Here is a 16382-nt window from a genome sequence, read left to right on the forward strand (position 1 = left end):
CGCGACAACCGGCGCCGGGCAGCGCGGGCGGCAGGCGTGGGAGGAACCGAGCGTGACGGCATCGGACCAGCACGTGGTGCTGCTGATCGAGGACAACGAGGACACGCGCATCGTGTACTCGACGATCCTGCGGCACCACGGCTATCGCACGATCGAGGCCGTGGATGGCGAGGAGGGTGTCGCACGCGCGGCGGAAGTCGCGCCGGACGTGGTGATCCTCGACATCTCACTCCCCCGCATGGACGGATGGGCAGTGGCAAAGCGCCTGCGCAGCGAACCCGCCACCGCCACGGTGCCAATGCTGGCGTTGACCGCGCATGCCTCCCCTGGTGACCGTGATCGGGCGCGGCGCGAGGGGTTCAACGGATACCTCGCCAAGCCGTGCGACCCGGCGGCCGTTCTCGCCGAGGTGCGCCGGCTCCTGGCGACGTGACGCGCGAGGCGGGGGCGATAGTTTTCGGGCGACCGTTGCCCTCGCTCCTCCGTCGCCTCGTACGTGGCCCACTCCGATCCCGCCGACCGCGCCGCCGACCTGCGGCGACGCCTCGACGACGCAAGCTACGAGTACTACATCCTCGACCGGCCATCGATCAGCGACGCTGACTACGACCGGCTGTTCCGCGAACTGCAGGCCCTCGAGCGCGATCACCCGACGCTGCGCACCCCGGATTCACCAACGCAGCGCGTGGGCACGGCCCCCGTGTCGGCGCTGCCCAAGCACACGCATCGCTCGCCCATGCTGTCGCTAGGCAACGCATTCACCGACGACGAGCTGCGCGAGTGGGAAGCGCGGCTCGTCCGTATCGCGGGGGACGACGTCACGAGCGCGGGCTATTCGGCGGAACTCAAGATCGACGGCGCCGCTGTGTCGCTGCTCTACGAGGGCGCTGTGCTCAAGGTGGGCGCCACGCGCGGCAACGGCACGGTAGGCGAAGACGTCACGGCCAACCTTCGCACGGTCCGCGACGTTCCGCTCCGGCTCCGCGGCGACGACGTGCCCGGCGTGGTGGAGATCCGCGGAGAGATCTACTATCCGTTTGATCGCTTCGAGCGCATGAACGAAGAGCGTGTGCGTGAGGGTGAGCCGGTCTTTGCCAACCCGCGAAACGCCGCGGCCGGTGCACTCCGGCAGCTGGACCCGGCCATGACCGCACGTCGGCCGCTGCGATTCTACGGGTACGCCATCATCGGCGCGCCGGACGAGCGTCTCCCATTCGCGACGCAAACCGAGGTGCTGGCGACGCTCGAACGCTGGGGAGTGCCCGTGGCTCCTCACCGTCGTCGCTGCGTCACGCTGGACGATGTCGCGTCGTGGGCCGCCGACGTGGAACATCGGGTGCGCGGGCAGCTCAACTTCGCCATCGACGGCGCCGTCGTGAAGGTCGATTCGCTCGCCTTGCAGGAGGATCTGGGTGTCGTCGGAGGCCGTGAACCTCGCTGGGCCATCGCGCGCAAGTTCGCACCCGACATCGCCGAGACGCGCCTGCTGGATATTCGCGTAAACGTCGGCCGCACGGGTGCGCTCAACCCGTACGCGGTGCTCGAACCGGTGGAGATCGGCGGGACCACGGTCACCTACGCGACCCTGCATAACGAGGACCTCATCGTCGCGAAGGATCTGCGGGTGGGCGACGTGGTGCAGGTCAAGCGCGCCGGCGAGGTGATCCCCCAGGTCATCGCGCCCATCCCCGAGCGTCGCACGGGGGCGGAGACGCCGTGGCGGATGCCGGCGCGGTGCCCGGCGTGTGACACGCCTGCCGTGAGGGACGACGACGAGGTCGCGTGGTACTGCCCCAACGTCAGCTGCCCCGGGCGTCGCCTCGAAGGGCTGGTGCACTTCGCCTCGCGCGGCGCCATGGACATCCGAGGATTGTCCTACGCGCGCATCGAACAGCTCGTGGACGCTGGCCTCGTGAAGGACGCCGGGGACCTGTTCGAACTCACCGCCGACCAGCTTCTCACGCTCGAACGGTTTGCCGATCGCAGCGCGCTGCAACTGGTGGACGCGATCGCGACGAGCCGCGAGCAGCCCCTCTCACGGCTCCTGTTCGGACTCGGCATCCGACACGTGGGCGCGGGCGTAGCGGAACTGCTGGCGCGGCACTTTGGCCACCTCGACGCGCTCATGCAGGCCCCCGAAGCCGAGATCGCCTCGGTCCACGGTATCGGCGAGATCATCGCGCATTCGGTGGTGGCCTACTTCGCGGACCCAGGTATCCGCGCGCTCATCGAACGACTCCGGGTGAGCGGCGTCACATTCGCGGAACCCCAGCCCCGCAGCGGCTCCGGTGCCCTCAAGGGGCAGACGGTCGTCATCACCGGGACGCTTCCGACCCTGAGCCGCCAGGTCGCGACAGAAATGGTCGAGACCGCGGGGGCTCGCGTAGCGGACAGCGTGTCGAAGAAGACGAGCTTCCTCGTGGCCGGAGAGGCTGCTGGGAGCAAGCTGGAAAGGGCCAAAGCGCTTGGCGTCGAGATCATCGACGAGGCCGAGCTTCTGCGGCGCATCGGACACTGAACGCACTCCATATGCCTCAGCCACTCGACCTCACCGGACACGGCATGCTCGCCCTGACGCGCGCTTCCCTGAGTACCCTGCGGAACGCGCTGTTGCGCGACGGCGGGCCCGACGCAGCGATCTATCTCCAGGAAGCGGGCTATGCGGGCGGCGACGCCATGTGGCTCGCGTTCCGTCGCTGGCTTGGCGAGCGCAGCGACATCGCTGCCGAGGATCTCGACGTCCCCGCATTTGAAGCGCGACTCTCGGAGTTCCTGCGCGACGCCGGATGGGGCAACGTGACGATCGGGTCGATCGACGATGTGGTGGCCACGATCGACTCGTCGGACTGGGGTGAGGCGGATCCGGCGAGCCAGATGGACCACCCCTGCTGCCACCTCACGACCGGACTGTTCGCTGATCTGTTCGGGCGCATTGCGGGCCACACGGTGGCGGTGCTCGAAGTCGAATGCCGATCAGCCGGGGCGGACCAGTGCCGCTTTCTGGTGGGAAGTCCCGAAGTGATGGAGTCGATTTACGACGACATGGGTCGTGGGATCCCCTACGCGGATGCGGTGGCCGCCTGCGTGTAGTCCATCACGCTTCACTGCACGGGGGGCGGCGCGACGCGTCGCCCCTCGCTCGATTTCGACGGTCTGGAGCACGGGTCGAGTTCGGAGATCGTGTCGCCGGTGACGCCGGGTCCCGCCGAACCGGATTGCTGTCGAGTCCGGCGACAGCCTGACATCCCGCCAGCCCACGTTCCTTGCGTGCGAGCCTGCCGCACCTCACGTTGACGCGGCGCGCCGCGGCCTGACGCTCCCAGTCGACTTTGTTGTCGCCACGAGGGACCGGGCGTGCATCACCCCCTTCGGAGGTTTGCGATGCCCAATCGTGCGTTCATGCGCCTGTTTGCGCTGTCGACGGCGCTCGCCCTGCTCGCCGGCAGGGTGGACGCCCAAGGCTCCACCGGCACCATCCGCGGCACCGTGACGGACTCGGCGGGCCGACGGCCGATCGACGGCGTTCAGGTGACGCTCGTCGGCACGCTGCTCGGCGCCGTGACCGGCGCGAACGGCGAGTACGTGATTCGAGGTGTGAACGCCGGAACGCACACGGTGCGGGCCGCCAGGCTGGGGTTTGCGGCCGGCCAGCGGACGGTGACGGTCGCTGGTGGCGGCGATGCCACGGCGGATTTCGTGATGCGTGCGGCCGCGATCAACCTGTCACAGGTGGTGGTCGTGGGATACGGCACCGCCAATCGGCGTGAAGTGAGCAACGCGGTAGCCACGGTTCGAAGCACGGAACTGGTGCACACGCCGCTGGCGAGCATCGACGGCGCGCTGCAGGGCAAGGCGCCGGGTCTGCAGGTCGTGCAGAACGCCGGCAACCCGGGCAACGGCATGTCGGTGCGCATCCGCGGCGCTTCGTCCCTTTCGGCGGGCAATCAGCCGCTCTACGTGATCGACGGCGTGCCGCTGCTCCGGGACAACTACTCGCAGCTTGGCGTCGGCGGACAGGATCTCACGGCCGTGAGTTCGCTGAGTCCCGACGAGATCGCGTCGATCGACGTGCTCAAGGACGCCTCGGCCGCCGCGATCTATGGCTCCCGCGGGTCCAACGGCGTCGTGCTGATCACCACCAAGCGTGGCCAGGCGAACCGACCGCAGATCACCTTCAGCGGATACTACGGCACGCAGAAGGTGTCGAAGAAGGTGAACATGCTCAACGCAAAGGAGTACGTCGCCTACTTCAATGAAGCGGCAAAGAACGACGGGTACGCGGACGACGAGCTTCCGTTTCGCCCGGGTGTGGACGATTCCGTCGACACGGACTGGCAGGATGAGGTCCTGCGCGCGGCCCCGGTCTTTGATGGATCGCTTGGCATCAGCGGCGGCAGCGACCGGGTAACGTACTTCCTCTCCGGTTCGATGTTCGATCAACGCGGCATCGTGGTGGGTTCGAAGTACAACCGGATGAACACGCGTGCCAACCTCGACTTTGCGCCCAACAGTCGCCTGTCATTCCGCACGTCGATCGGCCTCCTGCGCGAGGACAACGATCGCAACGAGAACGACAACACGATCGACGGGGTGACCACGAACGCGCTGGCGAACCAGCCCAACGTGCCGGCCACGATCCCGACCGGCGTGGGCTTCAGCTCCACCGACGACGGTCTCGAATACACGAACCCGCTGGCGCTCGGTCGCCTGGACGCCGCCGAGTCGCGCACGATGCGTGCGCTCGGGAACACGGAGATGCAGTTGCGCATCCGGGACGGGTTGCGGCTCACGGGACGCATCGGGGCGGACGTGCTCAACCTGCGCGACCTGCGCTGGAACTCGCCCAAGGTGATCGGCACGTATGCGGCCAGCGCGCGCGGCGTGGCACAGCAGGGCAACACCACGGCCAACAAGTACGTGGCTGAAACGTTCCTGCAGTACGACCGTCCGTCGTCTGGTCTCGGACAGCTCTCGCTGGTGGGTGGCGCGAGCACCGAATACAACACGACCGAAGCCGACTTCCTGCAGGGCGAGGGTTTCGCGAGCGAGAAGTTCCGCTACGTGGGGAACGCGGGCAAGGTGACGTCGTACGACGGCAGCCGCACCGACAACAACCTCGTCGGATTCTTCTCACGCGGTAACTGGTCGCGCAGTGATCGCTACTTTGCGAGTGCGGCGGTGCGCGCCGACGGCTCGTCGCGCTTTGGCGAGAACAACCGCTACGGCGTGTTCTACTCGGGATCGCTGGGCTGGGTGGCCAGCGAGGAGTCCTGGCTGGCGTTCCTGCGTCGCGTCGGCGAGGTGAAGGTCCGTGCCAGCTACGGAGAGACCGGCAACCAGGGCATTCCCGACGACTTTGCGCCGCTCGCGCGATTCGGTCGCGCGAACTACGCCGACGAACCGGGGATCTCACCATCGGCGCTCGGCAACCCGAACCTGCGGTGGGAGACGACCAAGGAACTCGACTTTGGCCTCGACCTGTCGATGCTCGACGGCCGCGTGGGTCTCGTGGGCGACTACTATCGCAAGCGCACGAACGACCTGCTGGTTACGCGACCGATCACCTCGACGTCCGGCTTCACGAGCGTCTGGGCGAACATCGGGAACATCGAGAACAAGGGCTTCGAGCTCCAGGTGAACACCGAGGTCCTTCGCGCCAACGCATCGGACGGGCTCTCCTGGGACGCGGACCTGAACATCGCGTGGAACCGCAACGAGGTGATCGCGCTCTACCGCGACGAGCCGTTCAACAGCGGCATCCGCAGCATCAACCGCGTGCAGGTCGGTCATCCGCTCGGTTCGTTCCACACGCTGCGCTTCAAGGGCGTGGACCCCGAGACCGGTGATGCGATCTACGACGACATCAACGGCGACGGCGACATCACGACGGACGATCGCACGATCGTCGGCAGCCCGCATCCGACGTACTTCGGTGGCTTCACCAACCGGATTGCGTTCAAGGGATTTGACCTGCGCGCGTTCCTGCAGTTCAGCCAGGGCAATGAAGTCTTCAACGCCATCCGGGTGTTTGCCGATGACGGTGGCTACTACTTCGACAACAAGCTGAAGGACTCCTACGAGAAGCGATGGCAGAAGCCCGGCGACCGCGCCGAGCAGCCGCGCCTGAGCTACGACGGCACGTCGGGTGCGCGCGACGTCTCCAGCCGGTTTGTCGAGGATGCGTCCTACGTTCGCCTGCAGGAGATCACGCTGGGCTATCGGCTGCCGGCCGCCGTTCGCCGCAACACGCGGTTCTCCGACGCACGCCTGTTTGTCTCGGGGCGCAACCTGCACACGTGGACGAAGTACTCCGGGTACAACCCTGATGTGAACAGCAACGGTGCGGGCGCTATCGTCTCGCTCGGTACCGACTTCTACGCTTACCCGCTGGCCCGCACGATTTCGTTCGGGATCAGCAGCTCGTGGTGACCCCCATGACAACCGCAATGAGAATCCCGTTTGCGCCGGCGTGGGCCCGGCGATCACTGGCGGCGGCCGTGGCGGTGCTCGCCCTCGCGGCCTGTGACAAGACACTCACCGTGGAACCGGTGAACGAAGTCGAGGAGAAGGAAGCCATCATCGATGCGGGCAGCGCGCGTGCCGCGCTCGCGGGCCTGTACGACGCGCTGCAGAGCGGGTCGTACTACGGCGGCGACTTCAACTTCTTCCTTGAGCTCCCCACCGACAACGCGGATCACGTGGGCACCTTCACCACGTACGCCGACGTCGACAAGCACGTGACCACGGCTGACAACAGCACGATCGAGGGGATGTGGGACGCGGTCTACCAGGCCGTGGGTCGCGCCAACACCATCATCGCCATGGTTCCGGGCGTGAGCGCGCTCGATGAAGCCGAGAAGAACGACATCCTCGGGCAGGCGTATGCGATCCGTGCGCTGGCCTACCACGACCTGGTCAAGGTCTGGGGGCCGGTACCGATTCGCACCGCGCCCGCTGCGAGCCTCGCCGAACTCGCCGACACACAGCGCGCTCCCGTCGACCAGGTGTACACGCAGATCCTGGCCGACCTCACCAAGGCGTCCACGCTGATGGACGACGAGGCCCGCACGCGCAAGGCGTCGAAGGGCTTCGTAAACGCCCTGCGAAGTCGCGTGCAGTTGTATCGCGCCAATTGGGCGGCCGCCGAGGCGGCGGCGGAGGCCGTCGTGGATGAAGGCTATGAACTGGCCGAGCACTTCGAGGATCTCTTCGACCCCGAAGGCAACGATACCAACGAGGACATTCTGCGCGCCTCGTTCACGGCAACGGAGTACAACCTCCTCGGCTTCTACTACCAGTCCAAGTCGTACGGCGGGCGGTGGGAGCTGGCGCCAACCACGAACATGATGCAGCAGTACGAAGCGGGTGACGAACGGGGAGCCTGGACGTTGGCGCTCGACGGCCGTCGCCGTCGTTACGTCGCCAAGTACCCGACCACGGTCGGCGCCGAGGATCTGCACGTGATCCGGTTTGGCGAGGTGCTGCTCAGCCTCGCGGAGGCGCAGGCCAGGCAGGGGAAGCTGTCGCAGGCTGTCGACACGTACAATCAGTTGCGCGAGCGCGCCGGCGTTGCGCCGCACCAGCTGGGCGTCGACGTGACCTCACAGGCCGAGGTCATCGCCGCCATCCTGCAGGAACGTCGGCGCGAACTGGCGTTTGAAGGCGATCGGTGGCCGGACCTCGTCCGCACCGGCCGCGCCATCACGCTGCTCAACATTCCGAGCTTCCGCACCTTGTTCCCGGTGCCGACGAACGAGATCGACGTCGCACCACGGATGACGCAGAACCCCGGCTACTAGGCCACAGGCAAGCAGCTGATCATGACGGGGGACGATCGCGCGAGCGGCGTCCCCCGTTGTTTGTTCGGCGTGTCGCGCTCCACGCGCACCCCTTACGCCCGCTCGACGATCCGGTCCACCAGATAGCTGGACTGCTCCAGCGCTTCAGAGGTGAAGTCGCCAAAGAAGGCGCGGACCTCCTCAAACAGTGCCGTGAAGCTGGCCTGATCACCGCGCCGGAGTACGTCGGCGAGTTCGGCCGACACCTGCTGCATCGTCGACGTCACCTCGCCCAGGCGGGGATTGCGCATTTCAATCGGGCCGTAGAGGCTCGGCGCCTGGGCGAAGTGTCGGGCCGTCGTATACAACTCGAGCAGATAGACGGGCGAGCGGAACGCCATCGTCTCCTCGAGCGGGACGCCGAGCCTGGCGAGCGTCAGCCCCATGACCTGCGTCTGGAAGTGCGTGAGCACCTGCACCACCGACATCACGCGATCATGCTGTTCGGCGCTCGCTTCGGTGACGACCATGCCGTGCGAGCTGAGCGTGTGCGCGACCCAGTCCGCCCACGCCTCCCCGCGCGCGCGGCACAGGACGACGCGTTGACCCTGCAGCGTGTGCACGCCCGGACCAAACATGGGATGCGTGCCTACCACGCTGGCAGGGGTCGCGGCGAGCATCGCGTCGACCGGGCCGCGCTTCACGCTCGTCAGGTCCATGAGGAGCGCTTCGGGGCGCACGTGGGGACCGACCTCACGGATGACGGACTCCGTGCGATCGATGGGCACACTGATGACCACCACGTCCGATTCGCGCGCGGCGTCGGTGGCGTTGAGTTGCGTGTCGACGTCGACGATGAGGACCCGGTGCCCGAGGTCGGCGAACATGCCGGCGAAGACTCGGCCCATGCGACCCTTCCCTCCCACGATCGCCACCGTGCGTGGCGCTTCGTCAGGCGTGACCTCCACGCGCAACATCGCCTGCACGTCCCGGCTGGTGCGCAGCAGGAGGCGGAACAGCGACTCCATCTCACCGGGCGGAAGACCCAGTTCTTCGGCGGCGCGCACGCGGTCCTCCAGGACCTCGCGCTCCCGGTTCGGGTCCCGGATGCGCAGGCCCTGCGCGCGCTTGACGGACCCGATCTCGCGCACGAGGGCCATGCGCCGCGCAACCACCTGCAGGAGGTCACGGTCCGCGGCATCGACCATCGCGCGCAGGAGGGAAAGCGAGCGGGTGGGTTCGGTCATGCGTGAGGCAGGAAGGCGTGAGTGTTGGTTGTGCCCGGTCATCAGGCGTCGACACCGGTCACGGCGCGGCGGGGAGCGGGCAGCGGATGACGTACATCGGTGCACGCCGACCTTCGTGCGTCAGGAGAAGTTCGCCGGATCTCCCGAACCAGGCGATGCCTTCGCCGTATCCGCGTTCGAGCCCGCCGACCCTGCATTGCGTGTGGGGTCGGCGAACACCTGGTCGCCCGGATGCTGAGTCCGCACTGAAGATGTAGACGTCGTCGTAGGTGCGAACGGCCACGTAGCGGCCATCCAGTGAGCGCGCGGCATCCGTGACGAGCCGCCCGTCCGTGCTCCCCGGAACGATCGGCAGGCTGTCGACCAGGCGCGCAGGGATGAGCGAGTCGATCTCCCACGCCGAGGCAGGCACATGAAAGACCAGCGAGGGACGCAGTCTCGCACCGTCGCGACGCGCCCGCTTGGTGAAGAAGTACGTGTCTCCCGCCGGCCCGACGACCATGGCCTCGACGTCGTGTGGACCGTCCTCGTATCGAAGGCGGAGGCGTTGCGCCACCAGAACCCCGGTAGCGCCCGGCGCGAGCGCGATGGGCTCCGGGACACGGTAGAGCAGCAGGTCGTTGCGGTGCTCATCGTTGTCGCCGACATCGGCGATGTAGAGGCAGCTCTCCGGGACGACCCTCGAGGAGTCGAGGGCGACGGGGCGCGGGCCGCACGGACCGTGGGCCGCCGCCTCCCAGTCGACGTTGGTGGCATTCTCCACGCGCCATGCGCCACGGTCACGCCCGCCCGTATCGACGGCAAAGAGCATGGCGTCGTGGCCGGAGTCGTTGATCGTGAATACGACGTCGACCTGCGCGGGCGTGATCACCGCCGCTGACCCCTCGGTGAGTTCGCGGCGGGTCTCGACGACGATCCTCCGTGCGGCCATGGGCGGAGGCGCCTGGGCCGGCGGGCCACCGCACGCGGTCACGAGAGCGGCAAGCCATGGAATGCGGAAGGTCGAGACTCGGGGCACGGGAGCAAACTGGCCGGGGAGGGCGCGTTCCTCCAGTCGTGGATGACGGCCCTCCAGCCTGCGCAGCGACCCACCGCCTGCCCCTCGCGCCCGCGCTCCCGATGCACGTCGAGCGATCGAGAGTCCACATGCCGTCGATCCGGTCATTGACAGCAAGCACCGGACTCCTCGGGCCCCACCCACCCTGGCCGCCATGTCCGACGTCCGGGCCGACGCAAAGGCTTTCAGCCGTTGTGTTGTCTGATTACATATCCGACCTGTAACCACCCGACATGACCAATGCCTGACTCCCGTGAAGTCGTCCAGGGGACGCTCGACCTCCTCGTCCTGTCCTCTCTCCGGGCGGGCAGCATGCACGGATGGGGCATCGCGCAGCGGATACGGGAGCGCTCCGGGGACGCCGTGCTCGTGACCACCGGCGCATTATACCCGGCCCTGCACCGGCTCGAGGAGCGACGTCTCGTGCGCTCCCGGTGGCTGACCAGCGAAGCCAACCGACGGGCGCGCTTCTACGATCTCACCGCGGCGGGGCGAAAAGCGCTCGGCGAAGAGGTTGAGTGGTGGACACGGTTCACCGCCGGGGTCGCCGGCGTCATTGCCACCTCCTGAGGCGCGCCATGTTCACCCGACTTTTCGCGGCGCTCCGCGCCGTCGTCCGCCGCCGGGACGTCGGACATGAGATCGACGACGAGATTCACGACCATCTGGAGCGCGACGTGGCCTGGCGCCTGCGCCGCGGCGCTTCACCTGGTGAAGCCCGTCGGCTGGCCCTTGCGGACTTCGGCGGCGTCGAGGCCACGCGCGACAGTGTGCGCGATGCACGACGCATTACCGCGATCGACGATCTGCGGCGCGACCTTCGATTTGCGGCGAGGCGGCTCGCACGCAGACCCGCATACACCGCCCTCGTGGTCACGACCATCGGACTGGGCATTGCCGCATGCACCACGGTCTTCACCGTGGTCGACGGCATCCTGCTCAAGCCGCTGCCGCTCGCAACGCCACAGGACATTGTCACGCTCTGGCAAACGCGGCCTTCGGCAGGGGTCGAGCGCGATGACGTGGCGCCGGGCACTTTCCTCGATTGGCAAGCGCGCGCACGCACGCTGTCGAGCGTTGGGGCAGCGAACCCCTCGGGCGTAAGCCTCCGGCACGAGGGATCGACGGAGCACGTGGACGCCTGGCAGGTCTCGGATGGCCTCTTTGCCCTCCTCGGAGCGCGACCCCTGCGCGGACGCTCTTTCGAGCCTGGCGACTTTGTACCCGGCGCCGAACCGGTGGTGCTCCTCGACTACGGATTCTGGCAGCGTCGCCTCGGCGGCGACCCGCAGATCCTTGGTCGCCGACTCCTGCTCGATGACCAGCCGCGCACCGTCATCGGCGTGATGCCCGCGAGTTTCGAGTTGCCGGAGCACACCAACCTCTGGATGCCGTGGGTGGTTACCCCTGAGCAGCGCACCGATCGATTTGCGCCGTATCTGCGAGTCTTCGGTCGCCTCGCGCGCGGCGCGACGGTCGCCGAGGCGCGCGCGGAGCTGGCGACGATCGCCCGCGCGCTCGAGGGAGAATACCCGCGCTCGAACCGCGGCGTCGGGGCCGCGGTGATTGGACTCACCGATATCCTCGTCGGATCGCGGCGCCCCCTCCTGTGGACCCTGCTCGGCGCCGCCTTTTCCCTGTTGCTCGTCACCGTGATCAATGTCGGCGCGCTCCACCTCACGCAGCTGGATCGCCAGCAACGCGAGACCGCGGTCCGGCTCGCGCTCGGAGCGCGACGAGCAGCAATCGTGCGTCCACTGCTTGTGGAGGCATCCCTGATTGCCGTCCTGGGCGGTGCCGCGGGCGCGGGCCTCGCCGCCATCGGCGTGCGCGCCGTGCACGTTCTCGGTCCCGCCGCGCTACCACGCCTGGTCGATGTCGTGCTGGACTGGCGCGCGTTAGGCGTCGCCATCACGCTGTCGCTCCTGGCCGCGGCGACCCTGGCGATCGTCTCGGCGCGCCGTACATCGATGTCGGAGGATCATCGCGTGCCCGCCTCGCGTGGTGTCGCCGGTACGAGGCGAGGCACGCAACTCCGGCGTACGGCCGTGGGACTGCAACTCGCCCTGTCGCTCGTCCTGCTCGTCGGCACGAGCCTCCTGGTGCGCAGCTTCATCCGGCTCATGTCCGAGGACCGTGGGTATCGAACGGACCACGTGATGGCGTTCTCGGTGTGGGTTCACGAGGAGTATCCGGGCGTCGAAGCGCGCACGCAGTACGTGCGCGATGTGCTGGATCGCCTCGGCGCATTGCCGGGCGTGACCAGCGTTGCCCTCGGTTCCGCCTTGCCGCTTGCGCAGCAGATCACCGGCGAGGATGCGGACATCGTGATGGAGGGCGCGTCCGTGGTTCCTGGTGAGGAGCCACAGGCGCGCGGCATCGCGGTGTGGCCGAGCTGGTTCTCGACGCTGGGGACGCCGCTGCGGCGCGGGCGACCCCTGACCGTCGCAGACGACGCGCGCGCGGAGCGAGTGGTGATGGTCAACGAGGCATTCGTGAAGCGCTTCTCGCCCGACCGCGATCCCATCGGCCGCGTGGTGAGTGTGGGACTGATGGGCCGAGCCGTGCCGACGCGGATCGTGGGTGTCGTCGGCGACACGCGTCACGCGCGTCTGGACGGACCCCCGGAGCCCGGCGTGTTCATCCCATGGCTGCAACAGCCGATCGCGGCCATCACGTTCGTGGTGCGGACGTCGGGGGACCCGCAACTGATCGCGCCGGCCATTCCGCGGACGATGTTCGCCATCGATCCCCGCGTGGCGCTCGACCGCCTGTCGACGCTCGACGAACTCGTGGCCCATCATGTCCGGGAGCGCACGTTCATGCTCGTGCTGCTCGGCGTGTTCGGGGCCGTGTCCGTCCTCGTGGCATGCATCGGCGTGTTTGGGGTGATGAATCAGGCCGTCGCCGAGCGGCGGCGCGAGATCGCGGTACGCATGGCGCTGGGCGCCGCGCCGGGCCGCATCGTCGGCGAGTTCGCCCGCGAAGCGACCGCGATGGCCGCGGGCGGGATCGGCGCGGGACTCGTGGTCGCCGCGGCCGGGACCAGCGCGATCACGAGCTTCCTCTACGACGTGCAGCGCTTCGATCCGCTGGCCCTGGGTGCGGCGGTCGTCCTGCTCGCATCGTGCGCGTTCATCGCGGCCCTGTGGCCGGCCATGCGAGCGTCGCGGACGCCACCCGGAGCGGTGATCCAGCGCGAATAACCAGACAACCCCTGGCGTGGCGCGTCGATATCTTCCGGTCGCCGAAACCCTTCCCCGCTCCGACCGACCGTGCAACGCCGTCACATTCCAACCTTGGCTGCTTTCATCCTGCTGGCCGCGTCCCGCCTGAGCGCCCAGGAGGGGCAAGGGATTCCCGGACGGGGAGCCCCGGCTGTGCCCATCCCTCGGGTGACCGACGAGATCACAATCGACGCGCGCCTTGACGAACCAGCATGGTCGCGCGCGGCTCGCCTCACGGGGTTCTCGCAATACCAACCGGTGGACCAGCGACCGGCCGAAGAACCGACCGAAGTGCGCGTCCTGTACACGCCGCAAGCGATCTACTTCGCCATCGTGGCCACTTCGACCGATCCCGGCGGCGTGCGCGCGACCCTATCCAAGCGCGATAACATCGGCAACGACGACCGCGTCACGGTCTATCTGGACACGTTCAACGATCGGCGCCGCGCCTTCTTCTTTGGCGCCAATGCGCTCGGCGTGCAGCTCGACGGCGTACGCACCGAAGGCGGGCTGAGCGCCGGCGACATGTTCGGTGGGGGCGTCGACCTGAACCCCGACTTCCGGTTCGAAACGAAAGGCCAGCTCACGGAGTCGGGCTATCTCATCGAGATGCGCATTCCGTTCAAGAGCCTGCGGTTCCCTGCCGCGGACCCACAGCAGTGGGGCATTCAGGTGGTGCGGCAGATTCCCGGCCGCAACGCCGAGGACACGTGGACCGACGCACAGCGCGGCGCGTCGTCGTTTCTCGCGCAGTCAGGCACGCTCACGGGCATCACCCAGGTCGAACGGGGCGTGGTGACCGACGTGCAGCCGTTCGTCACGCAGTCATTCGCCGGCTCGCGCGACGCGGCGACTGGCGCGTTCACTCGCAGCGACCGCCAGTTCGACGCTGGCGTCAACCTGCGACTCGGCTTTCCGGCGATCGCCATCGACGCAACCATCAACCCCGACTTCTCCCAGGTGGAGGCGGACGCGGGGCTCGTGACGGTCAATGAGCGCTTCGCGCTCTTCCTGCCCGAACGCCGCCCGTTCTTTCTCGAGGGGATCGAGCTGTTCGCGACGCCGAACCAGTTGGTGTATTCACGCACCATCGCCAACCCGATAGCCGGCGCCAAGGTCAGTGGAAAGGTAGGCCGACTGAGTCTGGCCTATCTCTCGGCGATCGACGAGGCGGGCGACGCCCGCGACGCCGTGAACGTCGCGCGTGTGCGCACGGACTACGGCCACAACTCGGTGGCCGGCCTGACCGTGACGGACCGCCGCGGTCGCGGAGAAGCGAATTCGGTCGTCGCCGCGGACACGCGCGTGGTCTTTCGCGAGAAGTACACGTTCCAGTCACAGTTCGGTCAGTCGCTCACCACCACCGGCGAGGAGACGACCTCGGCGCCAGTCTGGTCGGCCGACATCGATCGGACCGGGCGCACGTGGGGCTTCAACTACAGCGTGAACGCGATCGGCGACCGCTTTGCCTCGGCGGCGGGCTTTGTGCCACGGGTCGGCTTCCAGACCGCGCACGCCTACAACCGCATTGCCTTTCTCGGGGGACCGAGCGCCCGCATCCAGAACCTGACGCTCTTTGGCGGCCCCACGCGCATCTGGCGCTACGGCTCGTTGGCACGCCGGGACCAGATCGAGGGAACGGATGAGGTGATGAGTTTCATCACGCTGCGCGGCGGCTGGAGCCTGATGCCGTCGGTGCGGCGGAACTTCATTGCGATCGATCCGTCGGTCGCGAGCGGCCTGTTCCACCGCGACGCTGGCGGTGTGCTGATCCCGTGGGCGCCGAGCGGTCGCCTGTCCGGCATGTGGACCACGTCGTTTGGGGTGACGACGCCCGTGTTCGCCCGCTTCAACGCGTCGGTGGATGCATCGCAGGGCGAGGTGCCGATCTACGCCGAGGGTGCCCCCGGCCGATCGCTGCGCTGGAGCGGATCGCTCACCGTGCGACCGACTCCGGAAACGCGGCTGGAGGGCACGCTCACGCACTCACGCATTACGCGCGAGGGAACCGGGCGCGAATACGCCCGGGTGCTCATCCCGCGTCTCAAGGCCGAGTATCAGCCCACGCGGGCCCTGTTCTTTCGCGTCGTCAGCCAGTTCAGGTCTGATCGCGTGGATGCGCCGCGTGATCCGGCGTCGGGGCTGCCGTTGCTCACGTCCACCGGTCTCGCGCGCTCGCCCCGGGATGTCCGTTCGCTGCGCACCGACTGGCTCGTCCAGTACGAGCCATCGCCGGGTACGACCGCGTTCTTCGGGTACGGCGACACCTGGACGTCGCCGGGCGCGGTGAGCGACACGGACCTCCGTCGCACCGCGGACGGGTTCTTCCTCAAGCTCGCATACCTGTTTCGCCGCTAGGGACGCGCGGGGCCGCTGGCGGGTCGCGTGCGCATCGGGCGTGTCACGCTCGTCGGGTGTGGCGCGCGCGTCAGGCGTCGCGCGCTCGTCAGGTGTGGCGCGCGTCAGGCGTGGCGCGCTCGTCAGGTGTGGCGCACGTCAGGCGTGGCGCTCTCGTCAGGCGTCGCGCGCTCGTCAGGTGTGGCGCACGTCAGGCGTGGCGCGCTCGTCAGGCGTCGCGCGCTCTTCGGGCGTGGCGCGCTCGCAGGGGGGACGCACTCGTCAGGCGCGGCGCGCTCGTCAGGCGATATCTGCGCCGCGTTCCGTGAGCAAGGCCCGCAGCACCGAGCGGTGGCAGCGACTCTCGTCTTCGCAGTAGCAGCCGATCGACAGATTGGTGGTGTGCGAGAGTGCGGCGAGCAGGTCGAGCGCGTGTGCGGCCGGCGCCGCCTTCATCTCGGCGCGAAAATGCGTCACGAACCTGGCCCATTCCCGCTCGTTGCTCGCGTGCAGTGCGAGCTTCACCAGCTCAGCGCTTGGCGAGAGTTCCGGCAGCCAGGTGTCGTACCAGTTGTCGGCCGCAAAACGCGCCTTCGGTACACCGCGGGGCGGGCGGCGTACGGTGCCGATGCGCACGCCTTCCCGGGCGTGACGGCTGGTGCCCAACTGCACGATGCGGAGTGACATGGTCTCATGAAAGGTGAGTCGTACGTGGTGCGCGCCTTCGTGCTGACCG

Annotated in this window: 11 protein-coding genes; 8 read left to right on the forward strand and 3 right to left on the reverse strand. The window is 67.9% G+C overall.

Going from position 1 to position 16382, the window contains the following annotated elements:
- Positions 1-52 precede the first annotated feature (52 nt).
- The 5 genes from IT361_14580 to IT361_14600 all read left to right on the forward strand — a co-directional run bounded on the left by IT361_14580 (position 53) and on the right by IT361_14600 (position 7799).
- Positions 53-433 carry a response regulator gene (locus tag IT361_14580; protein MCC6318901.1) on the forward strand — a complete coding sequence of 127 codons (381 nt, stop codon included), beginning with the start codon at positions 53-55 and terminating at the stop codon, positions 431-433.
- 63 nt (positions 434-496) lie between these two features.
- On the forward strand, positions 497-2518 hold the full coding sequence (gene ligA, locus IT361_14585) for an NAD-dependent DNA ligase LigA (protein MCC6318902.1): 2022 nt from the start codon (positions 497-499) through the stop codon (positions 2516-2518).
- 11 nt (positions 2519-2529) lie between these two features.
- Positions 2530-3090, forward strand: a complete 561-nt coding sequence (locus IT361_14590) for a hypothetical protein (protein MCC6318903.1) — start codon at positions 2530-2532, stop codon at positions 3088-3090.
- 291 nt (positions 3091-3381) lie between these two features.
- Complete coding sequence (locus tag IT361_14595) at positions 3382-6429, forward strand: TonB-dependent receptor (protein MCC6318904.1); 3048 nt, start codon at positions 3382-3384, stop codon at positions 6427-6429.
- 17 nt (positions 6430-6446) lie between these two features.
- On the forward strand, positions 6447-7799 hold the full coding sequence (locus IT361_14600) for a RagB/SusD family nutrient uptake outer membrane protein (protein MCC6318905.1): 1353 nt from the start codon (positions 6447-6449) through the stop codon (positions 7797-7799).
- Positions 7800-7891: 92 nt separating this feature from the next.
- On the opposite strand, the gene tyrA is transcribed toward IT361_14600, so the two are convergent.
- Positions 7892-9025 (reverse strand): bifunctional chorismate mutase/prephenate dehydrogenase, encoded by a 1134-nt coding sequence (gene tyrA / locus IT361_14605; GenBank protein MCC6318906.1) that lies wholly within the window; start codon positions 9023-9025, stop codon positions 7892-7894.
- 58 nt (positions 9026-9083) lie between these two features.
- On the reverse strand, positions 9084-9956 hold the full coding sequence (locus IT361_14610) for a hypothetical protein (GenBank protein MCC6318907.1): 873 nt from the start codon (positions 9954-9956) through the stop codon (positions 9084-9086).
- 366 nt (positions 9957-10322) lie between these two features.
- On the opposite strand from IT361_14610, the gene IT361_14615 reads away from it, so the two are divergent.
- The 3 genes from IT361_14615 (at position 10323) to IT361_14625 (ending at position 15667) form a co-directional block, all read left to right on the forward strand.
- Positions 10323-10652 carry a PadR family transcriptional regulator gene (locus tag IT361_14615; protein MCC6318908.1) on the forward strand — a complete coding sequence of 110 codons (330 nt, stop codon included), beginning with the start codon at positions 10323-10325 and terminating at the stop codon, positions 10650-10652.
- 8 nt (positions 10653-10660) lie between these two features.
- On the forward strand, positions 10661-13288 hold the full coding sequence (locus IT361_14620; protein ID MCC6318909.1) for an ABC transporter permease: 2628 nt from the start codon (positions 10661-10663) through the stop codon (positions 13286-13288).
- Between the two features lie 174 nt (positions 13289-13462).
- Entirely contained in the window at positions 13463-15667 is a 2205-nt protein-coding gene (locus tag IT361_14625; GenBank protein MCC6318910.1) for a carbohydrate binding family 9 domain-containing protein, read from the forward strand.
- A 279-nt stretch (positions 15668-15946) separates the two neighbouring features.
- Here the strand turns inward: IT361_14625 and IT361_14630 are convergent, their stop codons facing one another.
- Positions 15947-16333: a DUF488 family protein gene (locus IT361_14630; GenBank protein ID MCC6318911.1), complete on the reverse strand. Its 387-nt coding sequence runs from the start codon at positions 16331-16333 to the stop codon at positions 15947-15949.
- Positions 16334-16382: the final 49 nt, after the last annotated feature.

Source organism: Gemmatimonadaceae bacterium (assembly GCA_020846935.1).
Classification (GTDB): domain Bacteria; phylum Gemmatimonadota; class Gemmatimonadetes; order Gemmatimonadales; family Gemmatimonadaceae; genus RBC101.